The organism is Gimesia sp. (genome assembly GCF_040219335.1).
Taxonomy (GTDB): domain Bacteria; phylum Planctomycetota; class Planctomycetia; order Planctomycetales; family Planctomycetaceae; genus Gimesia.
Genome location: NZ_JAVJSQ010000004.1, coordinates 78,847 through 91,414, shown reverse-complemented (window position 1 = coordinate 91,414; position 12,568 = coordinate 78,847). Strand labels below are relative to the sequence as shown.

Annotated in this window: 10 protein-coding genes; 5 read left to right on the top strand and 5 right to left on the bottom strand. The window is 51.4% G+C overall.

Going from position 1 to position 12,568, the window contains the following annotated elements:
* Window positions 1–15: 15 nt before the first annotated feature.
* Window positions 16–600: a response regulator gene (locus tag RID21_RS01510; RefSeq protein WP_350186858.1), complete on the top strand. Its 585-nt coding sequence runs from the start codon at window positions 16–18 to the stop codon at window positions 598–600.
* Window positions 601–765: 165 nt separating this feature from the next.
* Here the strand turns inward: RID21_RS01510 and RID21_RS01505 are convergent, their stop codons facing one another.
* Complete coding sequence (locus tag RID21_RS01505; protein ID WP_350186857.1) at window positions 766–2,421, bottom strand: hypothetical protein; 1,656 nt, start codon at window positions 2,419–2,421, stop codon at window positions 766–768.
* A gap of 533 nt (window positions 2,422–2,954) precedes the next feature.
* Window positions 2,955–5,444, bottom strand: a complete 2,490-nt coding sequence (locus RID21_RS01500; RefSeq protein ID WP_350186856.1) for a zinc ribbon domain-containing protein — start codon at window positions 5,442–5,444, stop codon at window positions 2,955–2,957.
* A gap of 338 nt (window positions 5,445–5,782) precedes the next feature.
* Here RID21_RS01500 and RID21_RS01495 point away from each other — a divergent pair, with 338 nt between their 5' ends.
* The 4 genes from RID21_RS01495 (at window position 5,783) to RID21_RS01480 (ending at window position 10,363) form a co-directional block, all read left to right on the top strand.
* Entirely contained in the window at window positions 5,783–6,289 is a 507-nt protein-coding gene (locus RID21_RS01495) for a hypothetical protein (RefSeq protein ID WP_350186855.1), read from the top strand.
* Window positions 6,290–6,475: 186 nt separating this feature from the next.
* Window positions 6,476–7,471 carry a M50 family metallopeptidase gene (locus RID21_RS01490; protein ID WP_145040238.1) on the top strand — a complete coding sequence of 332 codons (996 nt, stop codon included), beginning with the start codon at window positions 6,476–6,478 and terminating at the stop codon, window positions 7,469–7,471.
* 531 nt (window positions 7,472–8,002) lie between these two features.
* The gene (locus tag RID21_RS01485; RefSeq protein WP_350186854.1) at window positions 8,003–9,661 is read left to right on the top strand and encodes an HD-GYP domain-containing protein; all 1,659 of its coding nucleotides are present in this window, start codon (window positions 8,003–8,005) and stop codon (window positions 9,659–9,661) included.
* 69 nt (window positions 9,662–9,730) lie between these two features.
* Entirely contained in the window at window positions 9,731–10,363 is a 633-nt protein-coding gene (locus tag RID21_RS01480; RefSeq protein ID WP_350186853.1) for a hypothetical protein, read from the top strand.
* An 18-nt stretch (window positions 10,364–10,381) separates the two neighbouring features.
* On the opposite strand, the gene RID21_RS01475 is transcribed toward RID21_RS01480, so the two are convergent.
* The 3 genes from RID21_RS01475 to RID21_RS01465 are packed head-to-tail and all read right to left on the bottom strand — an operon-like array spanning window position 10,382 to window position 12,565.
* Window positions 10,382–11,668 carry a beta-ketoacyl-[acyl-carrier-protein] synthase family protein gene (locus tag RID21_RS01475; RefSeq protein WP_350186852.1) on the bottom strand — a complete coding sequence of 429 codons (1,287 nt, stop codon included), beginning with the start codon at window positions 11,666–11,668 and terminating at the stop codon, window positions 10,382–10,384.
* A gap of 40 nt (window positions 11,669–11,708) precedes the next feature.
* Entirely contained in the window at window positions 11,709–11,927 is a 219-nt protein-coding gene (locus RID21_RS01470; RefSeq protein ID WP_350186851.1) for a hypothetical protein, read from the bottom strand.
* Window positions 11,928–11,977: 50 nt separating this feature from the next.
* On the bottom strand, window positions 11,978–12,565 hold the full coding sequence (locus RID21_RS01465) for an HYExAFE family protein (RefSeq protein ID WP_145184053.1): 588 nt from the start codon (window positions 12,563–12,565) through the stop codon (window positions 11,978–11,980).
* Window positions 12,566–12,568 lie beyond the last annotated feature (3 nt).

The window sequence follows — 12,568 nt, the reverse complement described above, 5'->3', positions numbered from 1 at the left end:
TAGTAGGTTCCTCTCATGCTACAAGCATCAGAAAAGTCAAACGCACGCATTTTAGTCATAGATGACGACCCGCTCTTCCGTAATCTGATGGTTTCATTTTTACGGAGAGAGTATTTTGTATCCGTGGCCAGTGATGGCTCGGAAGGTTTTTATAAAGCACTCGAGTATCCTCCGGACATTGCCATTGTCGATGTGCAGATGCCGGTCTGGGATGGTTTGCAGACACTGAAAGCATTCCGGTCACACCCGACCCTTTGCAAGACAAAAATCATCATGCTGACCTCAGATGCCAGCAAGGGGACGGTTGTCGCTGCAATTCAGGGGGGGGCGAACGACTACATCATTAAAACCAGCTTCTCTAAAACAGAACTGCTGGACAAGGTCAGGAAATTCGCTCAGCCGGGATCCGGAAATGTGGCCAATACTCCGAATTCAGCACGCCGTCAGAACTCGGTCACTGCTGCCATGAGCAGTTCTCCGCAACCTCACCCTGCCGAAAAGAGTACTGTTCGTGCTTCCATCGAAGATCAGCTGAGTGATCTTTCACTCGACAAGTCAGAGGAAGAGATGCTGGAAGAGATTATGGATGAATGGGAGTAATCAAGGCTGATCTGTTCCCGATTGAATTTCAATCTGCAGCTGACCAACCCTGGCCCTCCCGAATATCCGGGCATCCTCATGAGGGATCTGAACAACTAAAGAAAAACCCCGCGGAGCTGGCAATGGGCTCCGCGGGGTTTTGTGTTATTGGTCATCGATTGTGAATTACAGGGTTTCTTTCGAGAACTTGGCAATCACGTTTCCGATGAATTTGAGAATACCTTTGTCGAGTTTGGCTTTGCCATCGATGACATCGCCTTCGCGTTTCATGACAAAAGTGAAGGTATCGTCTTTGTCGGTGAGTGAGCCGAGCAGCATTTCGCGGATTTCCACATTGCCTTTTTTGTCCCGGACTTTGTTGATCAGTTTCAACCAGGGCAGCGTTTTTACGTTCAGTTCAATCACATTGGGACTGACTTCTTCCGGAGCCGGCTCTTTGACCTTCTTAGCAGCATCTTTGATGCTCTGAATCGCATCGGGGCCAGCTGCCATCCAGAGTGCCTCGGGAGTGCTGCCGACATAGAGTGCTTCTCCATCACCAAAGAGTTCATAGAACCCGGCCTGGAATTCTTCCCGGATCGTGATTTTGTGGATCTTCAGGTTCTCTTCGTTAACCACATCCACTTCAACGGTCTGCCCTTTCATCAGCTGGGGCAGGAGTTCAACAATTTCCTTCAGCTTTGCACCATCGGTAGAACGGATACCTCCGAGCAGTGCGTATTTGCCACCGTCAGCAGAGTTCGTATTGATGAAGCCATCAATGAGTGAGGTTTCTTTGCCTGCATCCAGCATCTGAATGATCAGTTCAGCGATCTTTTTGCCGGCTTCTTTCTGTTTGTCGGTCAAATCTTTGTTGCTATCAATCCGCTCTTTAATGCTGGGGAGCAGCAGATTGTAGAACGCGGTGATGTTGGCTTTGCGCATTTCATCCAGGGGATGATTGATGCGGCCGTTTAAGATTCCGTCCTGCTTGACTTCGACGTTGGCGAAGTAGCTGGGTTTGGTGGCAAACTGTTTGATGCTCTCATCCAGCGAAGTTCCCTCGATTGCTTTCAGGGTGAAAACAAGGCGTCCTTCATTCTGAGCGGCGTCGGTGGTCCAGCCGATGACCATCTTCTGGGCTTCAGCAAAGAGTCTTTCGGCTTCATCCATCTGGTGAGTGAAAGCGAGTTTGCGGAGTTCGAAAGCATTATCGGTTTCATCCCGCTTTTTCTTGATGGCAGCCTGCAGCTGTTCGCGGGTTTTGGTCATGGATTTCTTTCGCAGATCCACGCCTTCTTTTTCATTCGTGATCAGTGCGCTGAAATCGTATTCGGCTTTGATCAGTTCCTGGACCCGCTTGAGTGGGTCTTCGATGTTCTCGACCTCGTCCAGTTTTTCAGAGATGATCACATATTTCTTGTCCTGCAGATACTGCATGAAACCTTCAAACAGGTTACCCAGTTTGTATGGGCCTTTACGCTGTTTCTTGGAAGAGATTTCAAAGACTTCCAGGTTGTCGCGGAATTCCCCCAGATCACTGATGGGGAGGATCAGTCGATAGCGTTGCTGCTGATTTTCACCAAGCAGGATGTCGATGCGGAGGGGACGTTGTTTATCAATACCCTCCAGGAAGGTCGGGATCAACTGTTCGAGGTTGGTCCAGCCTTTTTTGTCACCTGCCAGATCTAATACCAGATACTTGAGGTCGGCAATCATGCCATCGGCATTAATCTGGACCAGAGAGATATTGGGGGCAGCTTTATTTTCTTGAGCTGTTGCGACCCGCGGGAGTGAGAACGCAACGAATAGAATTAACGCGAAATGAGCAATGCGGCTCATACATTTCCTCCATGATGTATTTCTGAGGATCTTGGGGATCGATATCTGATTTGCCTGCATCTTCTGCAGGGACCGACAGCAGCTGTCATCCCGATTCAACACAGGTTGGTAGCAAATGTTAGTTTATACCAATAGTAATGAATAGGGAACTCTGGTTGAAGAAATAGCTAAAGTCCGAAATCGAAGATTTCTCTGTCGGGTAGACCAGGCGAATCTGGGATAAGAAATACAATGTGTACGTGTGTATTGTCAGGGTCCGGATGGACTAGAGGGTCCAGAATAGAAATTCGGCGGTGCTCTGTGAAAATATGAAGGATGTTCAGAAACAAACCCAAAAATTTCCGAACTGAAGCCGACGCCATCGCAGAATCGCTAAGATTCCCCAGCCTTTGAATTTTCAGGCGACTTTGATTCAGTCTTTACGGGAGTGACCATACCAGTAGCGGAAGTGCCCTTCTCTGCTGGGAGTCGGGCAGTCCGCGAGATCGCTGGATTTTCCCCTCTGTTTGATCAGGGGGAGTCCTCAGCTGTGATTACAGCTTTTTCTCTGGCTCTTTAGCGGGAGGCGTTTCGCGTTGTGAACTACGAGCAGCCTCAATTCCTGTGACCAGTCCCAGGTAGCCTGAGATTCGTTCGGTGGGCGTGTAATTACTGCCCTGAAGAATTTTGCTGACAGCTGGAATCTGTTTCTGTTCAACAGCGACTGCCCCGATTGTATTCAGCATGTCCTCACGGAGTACCGGGTCTTTAGTCGCAGTGACAAATTGAACAGCCTGACTGAATTGAGACTGATTCAGGAGTTGGGATAACAGTTTGAGGGAGAGTTGACCCTTCCAGGGTTTCTTCAGGTCAGACTGGTTGATCAGGTGAGCCGCCTGTTCTGGTTTTCCGTTCTTAATCAGGGAAGCGGTCTGACGGATCAGCTCATCCTCTTTGGAAAGTTTGGGGGCACTGCTGGTCAGGGCTTTACTGATCTGTGATTTCAGATCTTCGTTCTGGGAGCCGACAGATTCCAGAATCACTGCTGGCAGCGTCGTTTCCTGCAGGGCATCTTTGAGGTTAAGATTTGAATTTTGTGAAGCAGCCTGCACCAGATTCCAGACTTCCGGAGCCAGGCCTGAGCGGGAGGCCTGGGCCAGGAGTGCGATAAGTTTTTCGGACCGTTGTTCACCGGCGGCTTTCAGGCTGCGGAGTTGTTTATTGTATTCGGTAATGGCCCGGTTGATGCGATCGGCGGTGTCCAGGTTAAAGGTGTCTTTGATCTCGTCCCGGAAATTGAAATTTGTCGTCGCGTTCGATTTCTCTTTCACTGCTACGAGGCTGGGGGCAGTTGCCTGAATGCTCTGGACTGCATTTTTGAGGTATTGCAGTGCCTCAGGTTTGTTCCCGAGTTCTGACTCGGCGCAAGCGATCTGCAAATAGGTCTGGGCTAACTGTTCCAGAGGAGCAGCCTGGGGCAGTCGCATGGAGTTGACCGCTTTGAGATCTCCCAGGGTGATGGGAGTCGGAACGGGTTGATCCTTGATCAGGCTGATGGCCCGGTCAACAAAGGCCTGTGAGGCCTCTTTCTGATTCAGGCCGACCAGTTCCCGCGCGCAGCGGGCCAGCATCATGGCGTTGCCTGTGGGAGAAAGTTTCTGCTCCGCTGGCTGGACCAGGCTTAATTCTGGTTTCTGTTTTTGTTTGACGGCCTGCTCGAGCCGGGAGAGTGACCATTGAGTAACAGCTTCGGTCCGGTCGGCAGGGTCGGAGGCCATGGCAGCCCAGTTCAGGGCGGCTTCCGGATAACCGTGGGTGACCAGAATCATGGTGGTTGCAACCCACTGGGGAGAAGCCCACATGTGGTGCAGGTTGATCAGGGATTCAAAATCATGATGATTGGCTTCCTGGGCGATCTGCAGGTAAGCAGAGAGCTGTGCCAGATTATTTTCCGACTGGTATTTGCGGATGAGATCGGTTGCCAGGTCTTCTTTTCCGGCGGCAATCCAGAAGGCAGCCAGGCGGGAAATCAGGTCTAATGTATCCCTTCCGCCGTAGTCGGGGATCTTCTGGGAGAGTTCAATTGTCTGGTCGAGCGTCTCTTTGAGACCCGCCTGATCTTTCTCCTTGAGCTGAATCCAGCCAATTTCGATGAGGGGGAAGATTTTATAAAATGGCAAGGGAGGACTGACGGCGTCAATCCTCTCGATCTGCTCACGGGCGGCAGGAATGTTCCTGGTGACTGCGTAAGCTTCGGCAGCCAGTCGCCGGCTGAATGGTTTGCTGCGATTACCGCGGTCGCGAGAGAGGTTTACTATTTCTTCCAGTGCATTCTCTTTTACTTTAGCTGGATCAACAGACGTCTGCTGATTCTGTGTTGTCTGTTCGGGGGGATTCAGCGGGTTTTGCGCCAGGGGATTCGGTTTGTCATTCGTGTTGTTCGAGAATTTATTCTTCGCAGCCTGGGAAATAGCCGGGTTTTTAAACGGCTGGGCCAGTTCGGAAGCATCTGGAACCTGAGTGAAATACCAGTAGGCACCACCGATGGCTCCTGCAGAAACTACGATGGCTGCGATCAGCGGCAGCTTCGAGGGCTTCTTTTCCTTGGGCTTTTCTTCCTCGGTGGATTTGCGTTCCTGCGCTTCAGGATCAGGGACGGTGAAGACCGGTGCGAGACATTCCGGATTTCGACATTTTACCTCACGTCCGACGACTTTCTCAGAGGCGAACCCCTGGGTGTCGCACATGGGGCAGACGACACGGAACATTTTTCCCTTGGCGGGTTTACGTGCCAGAGGGATCACCTTCACTGCTTCCTGTTTTTTTCGTTCCAGTTCAAACGGGTCATCATCAGAGACCGTTTCACGACCGCGGCGTTTGACGGGCTGCTCTGTTGCAGTGGATTTCGCAGGTGCAGGTTTGTCTACAGGAGAGGGGCTGCTGGTTTTACCCGAGGACTTCATGGGGGCGCCGCAGGACGGGCACTCGGTGGCGTCTTCATCAAGTACTGATGCCCCACAAGACGGGCAGGTTGGCAAATCCATATTTCAATCGTCCGATATATTCTGGTGGTTAATCAATGTCCATGTCTCACCTGTTACGTAATCCGAAAGTCTTCAGAAAGGAAAAATCAAAACGCAACAGTTGGATTGTGATCAGAAAGGAATCATAGTTAACTGTTTAGAAAACAGAAAGCTAAGTATCATTGTATACATTGAATAACCTCCTCTTCAAGGAATATTCAATGAACGCCGATGAATGTCGGATCTCCAGAAATGAAAAAAATCTTCTGACAGAGACTGTTAACGCAAAAGCAGCGATGCGATCCACAGCAAATCGGGCATAACACACCACTACCACTTCAGGAACGGGACAGAGACTCATGGATTTACAGGTCAAGCAGGTTGTCACTCAGCTGGAACAGGAATTACGTGAACAGAATTCTGTTTCCGGTGTGCTGGATCTGCTACTGGCCCAGCTGAAGGGGCGGGCCGCTGGTCTCTGGCGGTGTGCCGACGGGAATCTGCTGCAGGTAGGCTTTCGTGCAGTACCGGAAATGGATCTGCAGGTGCAACAGGATTTTGCCGCTCTGACGAAAGAAGTTTCACTGGAAAATAAAGGGTTAGGCATCGTGAAGGCGGTGCTGGAACGTCAACCTGCGATTGGAACTCTGAGCAGTACGGAGTCAGGATTGCCAGGGTCTTCTGAGTGGCTGGTGAAGTTTTGTGCACAGCAATCCTATGCGATACCCGTCATCGAGGATGGTGAGGTCACCGGAGTTCTGGCAATTTCCACAGACTGTATTCATCAGGCAGGCGATGCCGAGTGGGAAATTCAAACTCAGATTGCGAACCGAATCGGTGAGAAAAAACTTTTGGGGATGCTTTGAACCTGTGAATTGAGTATGATTTCGTTACAGAAAAAGGGAGTGGAATTGTCAGGAGATTTCCTGATGTATATAACATGTGGAGTGGAAACAGAAGTTTCCCTGCTCCAACGTTCTACGTACCCGGTCATTCTGAGCTCAGCATTAGCTGAAGGACGTTTGTGATTCTCTGCAACAGGTCATGGTAAGATGAGTCGATCGAATCCTTTGCACTGGTCATTTCCCATTGGATCCTGGTTTTTGACTCAGGTGCGTGTCAGCATTTTTCTGCCGGTCGTCCTGCTCGTCTTCTGGTCACATTACTCTCTGGGACTGGGATTTGCTTTATTCGGTGTCCTGTTTATCAGCGTATTCCTGCATGAAATGGGGCACGTGGTCGCCTGTCGGATGATGGGAGGGGAAGCTGATCAGATCATGCTCTGGCCTCTGGGAGGCCTGGTACCTTGCAGCCCTGCGCGTACCGATGCCTCACGCATCGTCACCGTGCTGGGGGGACCACTGGTGAATCTGCTGTTATGTGCGATTACACTGCCGGCTGTGATCTGGTCCGGCCAGATGTCAGAATCACTGAACCCGATCAAGCTTCCCACGGTAGATCTGAGCAATAATCTGGGTCAGGCGATGCTGTTGATGGTGTTCAGCATCAACTGGCTCCTGCTGCTGGTGAACCTGATTCCGGTACTTCCCCTGGATGGTGGTAAAGTGCTGCAGATCATCCTCTCCCGCCGCTTTGATGAAACTGTGCTGCATATGGTGATGCTGAACGTCAGTTTTCTGGTCGGGGGGCTGGGAATGGTGATTGGCCTCTGCACCCATACCGTCTGGGTGGTCTTTTTCGGAGCGTTGCTGTTAATGCTGAACCTGCTGGAATTTGCTGCCGGTCATCGAGAGGAAGCCTTCGACGATTCCATTTTCGGCTACGATTTCTCACAAGGCTATACAAGTCTGGAACGTTCGAGTCCGGAACCTTCAGAACAGAAGGTTGGTTTCTTCCAGAAGTGGCGTGAGAAACGAAAACTGCAGAAACGGATGCGGGAACGCGAAAAAGAACGGGATGCAGAAAAGCAGCTGGATCTCCTGCTGAATAAGGTTCATGAATTCGGTCTGGATTCCTTAACCCCCAAAGAGCGTCAGCAGTTAAATCAGGTCAGCGCCCGCTATCGCAAGAGTAATTCCGACCCCTAGAATGGGGTGGATTTGCTCTAAAACGGAGTTGTATGTTCTCTTTCCACCGAGAATCGCCGAAATTTACTTAACTGGTGAATCATTTTGTCGGCCTGGTCTGAAAATGCACACATCTGGCAGAATCCGCAGCATCGTCCTTAACAGATGTAGTTTTGCTTACTTGGGCTTTGTCTGGTAGTGAACAGGATTGGGATGCTCCTCTCCTTGGCAGAAATACCGGGATTCATAGTGGAAAGTTCCTAACTGTCATAGAAACAGGGTGATACAACCAGAGTAAAGGACCCGTTACTCTTTATATCCATTTTGATATCTGGTTGTTGACTTAGATAACTTCAGAAAACCCCGGATTTGTTCACTAGAACCTGAGTTTGCTGATATTTGCGGTGAAAACCGCAGTTATAAAGTCTAAAACTGCAGTTTCCTGAAAACTGACACAATTGCAGGTCCTGATTTCAAATCTGATTTGCGACCATTCGTCTGCGAACTAACTTTCTATAGGGAATAACTCCTCTAGAAAGCAGGAAAAGACTTATGGTCTCGGGAACAATTGATTCATTCAAGAAACTGTCTAACTTCAGCAAGTGTGGTGGCGCATGGGATCTGGAAATCCATCAGGATACCAAGGTGGAATTGTCCAACGATCGCATGCAGCGCATTTCAGAATTGACGGGCCTGTCAATGTTCTGTTTCGATGCCAGGGTTCAAAGGCTGGTCGGGCGGACTCACATGCGCTCCCTGCCCTTTTTTCCGATCGACGTCTTAAACCAGCTCGATGAGATTCAGGGGCTGACCCTGGTTGAGAATACAAACGGGTTGACCCATTATCTGTTTCCCCTCTTCGAGGATAGCGAACATAAATATGTTGCTGCCGGTTTTGTGTTTCAGAAAGAGAAACGCAAACTGACGGAAATGGTACTATCAGCTGTGGAGAGGAGCTGGTCTTCCGAGGAACTGGATACCTGGCTCGAAGGACAGCGAGTTCTGGATGTGAAATCGCTGCATGCCCTGCTGAGTCTGGCCATCATGCATCTGGATGAAGAACAGCAGCTGGATGAATTGAACGAGGAAGTTGATAATCTGTCCGAATGTCTGGATGAGACGTTTGAAGAAATCAGTCTGCTGCACGAAGTGGCGCAGCATTTGAAGATTTCTGAAAGTCCCGAGAAGCTGGGAGAGCTCTGTCTGGAGCGGATCGGAAATCTGATCGAAGCGGAAACAAATATTATCTGGTTCGAAGGACAGGGACACACGTCCCGATTCATGTCTGAGAGCCAGACTGAATTTGATGAACTCAAACTGGCTCGGCTGGTGGCACAGTTTGATGGATTTGACTTCAATCAGCCACTGGTCATCAATCACGTGGACAGTTCCCTGCTCTCACTGGAATTTCCGGATCTGCATAACCTGGTGCTGGTGCCGATTACCGATGGGTCTCATTCCTACGGATGGATTCTGAGCTGTAATCTCCTTAAGAGCGAAGAGTATGGCACTATTCAGGCCAGTCTATTGAATTCGGTGGCTTCTTTCCTGGGAACGCACCTGCGTAACATCGACCTGTATGCGCAACAGGAAGAGCTGATGCTCAGCTTTGTTAAATCGTTCATCTCCACACTGGATGCGAAAGATCCTTACACACGCGGTCATAGCGAACGCGTGGCCCTGATCGCACAGCAACTGGCGAAACAACTGGGTTATACAGGAGAATTCATCCACGACATCTATCTCTCTGGTCTGTTGCACGACATCGGAAAAATTGGCGTGGATGACCGCATCCTCCGCAAGGAAGGCCGTTTGACTGATGAAGAATTCCTGCAGATTCAGAAACATCCGATGATCGGATACAAGATTCTCTCTGGTATCAAAAAACTCAAGAACATTCTGCCGGGGATCCGTAATCACCATGAGCAGATCGACGGCCGGGGTTATCCGGACGGTTTGACCGGAGACGATATTCCACTGATGGCGCGGATTATTGCTGTCGCGGATGCGTATGATGCGATGGGCAGTGACCGTCCCTACCGCAACGGTATGCCCCTGGAGCGACTCGAAGGCATTTTCCGTGAAGGGAAAGGGATTCAATGGGACGCTGCTGTGATCGACGCTTACTTTGAGATCCGTGATGAAATCACTCAGCTCTCGCAGAAATACAACCTGGAATCTGCTGAGCAACTGGAACTGACGGTCGGTTGATGGACTGACTTTCGCTGAATGATTAGGATAAGTGTATTACCTTATTCTGTCTTCATGCGGGAGTCTTTCATGTCAGCTGTACTATCTCAGAATCTCTGGAAGCACATTGTATTCCTGATTTGCCTGTTCCCTGTCCTGTCCGGCTGTGGTTCTGGTGAATCAGATACTCCTGCCGATCTGCCGGTTCCCGAAGCGGCTCCCCTGAGTTCTGCTCAAAGTGCTGCGACTGAAGCTTCACACTCTGAGTCCGGCGAAAAAGTCTTTGACGGAATTCAGTTCGATGTACCTGCCGGCTGGCAGCAGATCCCGTTGTCTCCTGCGCAACAGGGGATGATCTCAGCCAGCTTTCAGATTCCGGATGCAGGACCAGATGTGAAACTCACACTCTCTTCGGTCGGTGGTGGCATTGATGCCAACCTGCAGCGCTGGCGAGGGCAGTTTCAGTTACCTCCGGGTGAAGAGCCGATTCAGAAGACTGTCCGCGTCGATGACGTGGAAGCGATCTGGCTCGATCTTCGTGGTACCTTTGATACCGGACCGGCCCTGAACGGGACGGCGGAAGCGGGCATGCGGATGATTGGCGTGGTGATCCCTCGCAGTCCTCGCGATTTTTACCTCAAGCTGACTGGACCTCGGGAACAGCTGCTGAAAGCAGAGCCTGAGTTCGAAGCGTTTTTGAAGTCGGCTCGTTTCAAACAGTAACTCCGCAGCTACGACAGATTATCGGTCGCTGTCCCATTTGCGGACCAGGCCGGCAGACAGGTGACCTCCAAATCCAAAAGAGAGTTTGAGAGCCGTTCTGATTTCCCGTGATACTGCAACCTGGGGCGTGTAATTGAGTGGGCACTCCGGATCGGGAGTTTCCAGGTTCAGTGTGGGGGGAACGATTCCGTCCCGCATGGCGAGCAGCGTCAGCGCCAGTTCCACGCTCCCTGCTGCTCCGAGGAGATGGCCCATGCCCCCTTTCAGGCTGGAACAGGCAAGCGCAGCGGCGCGGGAACCGAATGCTTTCTGTAAAGCATGCGTTTCATAGACATCGTTGATTTGGGTTCCGGTGCCGTGGAGATTGACATAGTCGACTTCCTTGTGAGACACTCCGGCCCGACCCAGTGTAATGTTAATCAGGTGCGACAGGCTCTCTGCCCGGGGATCGAACTGCATCAAATGTGTGGAATCCGCACCGAGGCCTCCGGTCAACCATTCTGCATAGGGAGTCACATTACGTTTCTGTGCCTGCTCGAGTGACTCGAGTACCAGGATGCCGGCCCCTTCTCCGACGACAAATCCGTTACGTCTGACATCATAGGGACGGCAAGCTTGTGAGGGGTTATCGAACTGCGATGCCAGCACACCCATGCGATGAAACGAGGCCAGAACGGAGGGCAGGAGTGAGGCATCAGTGCTGCCCGCAAGAACTGTATCACAGACTCCATCCTGAATCAGTTCGGCGCCGCGCATGATGCTTGAGAATCCGGTGGCACAGGCTGAGACCGGGGTCAGGGCTGCGGCCTGGAGGTTAAAGTGGGCGGCGAATGAGTGGCTCGCTGCGCCTGCGAAACACTGCAGCCAGAGATCCGGTGGAATCTGCTCTGCGACAGATGTAGCCTGGTGTGAGAGCGCGGCCTGTTGTGCGAAACTGGCCATGCCCCCTTTACTCGATCCGATGACACAGCCGGTGGTCTCCCGGTTGAAGTGGTTCAAGTCCAGGCCGGCATCCTCAAATGCTTCGGCGCCTGCCTGCAGTGCGAGGGTTAGGGAGGGCTCAGTCTGCAGGGGAGTCGAGCTGCTTAACGAGGCACTGGAGAGGCTGGAATCGGGAATGACTCCGCCTGCCAAAGGACGATTCAGCTGTTGGGATAATGCATCCAACGGCTGGATCGCGGAAACGCCGGAACAGATTCCCTGCCAGGAAGCTTCCCGGCCAACGGCGTACGGGGTGATCAGTCCGATGCCCGTGATGACGACCCTGCGGGGCTCAGGCTCAGATACTGTAGACAGTGGTCGCATGAAAACGTGAGGGCTGAGTGTGAATGAAATCGAAGAGTGATCAGACGCGATGGCTGGTGCGACAGACGGCGAACAGAGCGGCGCCAATCAGGGCCGCTACGATCAGGTATTCCACGATCGAGGTCTGGGACTGGACGATCGCTCCCCCCTTGCGTTCATCCTCTTGAGCCAGGACGGTCGTCACTGAAATCAGCGTCGTGCCGGCAAAGGCGGTCAGAGCGGAAAAGATGCGGGATGTGAATCGCGTGCGTATGTTCATAACGTCATTCTGAGAGTCTGGTAAAAGTGTCTGTCAGTCGCCTGATTGTATCAGCCTGAAGTCGAATCTGCATCTGGAAAACCGCATTCCTCTCTATTTTCCCCGGTTAATTCTGCGGGTTCTGAGCCCTGGATGAGCGTTTCTACAGGTTGTCGGAGCTGCTGGAAATCCTGCTGATGCAGATAAACGGTCTGCCAACTGTCGGAACGAGGTTTCATTTTGTCCTGATAGGCGTCGACCGGAACCAGGTAGAATGCGTACAGATTCTCTTTAAATTCATATACCTTCTCCAGGTTGTTGGAAATGGAGTCGGGGGGCAGTTGGTATGCAAAGACCAGACTGGAGATAAAGCCTTCTCCGAACAGTTCCTGCCACTGGAAGAGCCCCCTGATATCCTCTCGGGTGGCCCAACTTTCCCAGCGACGACTACGCGTGGGGGCGTCAAAGATCTCGGTGCGTCCCTTGACATCAATCAGCAGGTTTGGCCCCTGCGATGAATAGACGATAAAGTCCAGTGATTTGATTGACGCCTCCTGGGCCAGTGCCCGGCGTTTTTCATCCACGGCGACGTACGGAATTTTCTGGGAGCGGAGGTAATCCTCAAAGGCGGATTCGTAGTGATTTCTGCGAATGACCATGCT

Coding starts and splice junctions, on each gene's coding strand:
- RID21_RS01510 (WP_350186858.1), top strand. CDS start 16: ATGCTACAAGCATCAGAAAAGTCAAACGCACGCATTTTAGTCATAGAT.
- RID21_RS01470 (WP_350186851.1), bottom strand. CDS start 11,927: ATGAACATACGCACGCGATTCACATCCCGCATCTTTTCCGCTCTGACC.
- RID21_RS01495 (WP_350186855.1), top strand. CDS start 5,783: ATGGATTTACAGGTCAAGCAGGTTGTCACTCAGCTGGAACAGGAATTA.
- RID21_RS01480 (WP_350186853.1), top strand. CDS start 9,731: ATGTCAGCTGTACTATCTCAGAATCTCTGGAAGCACATTGTATTCCTG.
- RID21_RS01475 (WP_350186852.1), bottom strand. CDS start 11,668: ATGCGACCACTGTCTACAGTATCTGAGCCTGAGCCCCGCAGGGTCGTC.
- RID21_RS01490 (WP_145040238.1), top strand. CDS start 6,476: ATGAGTCGATCGAATCCTTTGCACTGGTCATTTCCCATTGGATCCTGG.
- RID21_RS01505 (WP_350186857.1), bottom strand. CDS start 2,421: ATGAGCCGCATTGCTCATTTCGCGTTAATTCTATTCGTTGCGTTCTCA.
- RID21_RS01500 (WP_350186856.1), bottom strand. CDS start 5,444: ATGGATTTGCCAACCTGCCCGTCTTGTGGGGCATCAGTACTTGATGAA.
- RID21_RS01485 (WP_350186854.1), top strand. CDS start 8,003: ATGGTCTCGGGAACAATTGATTCATTCAAGAAACTGTCTAACTTCAGC.
- RID21_RS01465 (WP_145184053.1), bottom strand. CDS start 12,565: ATGGTCATTCGCAGAAATCACTACGAATCCGCCTTTGAGGATTACCTC.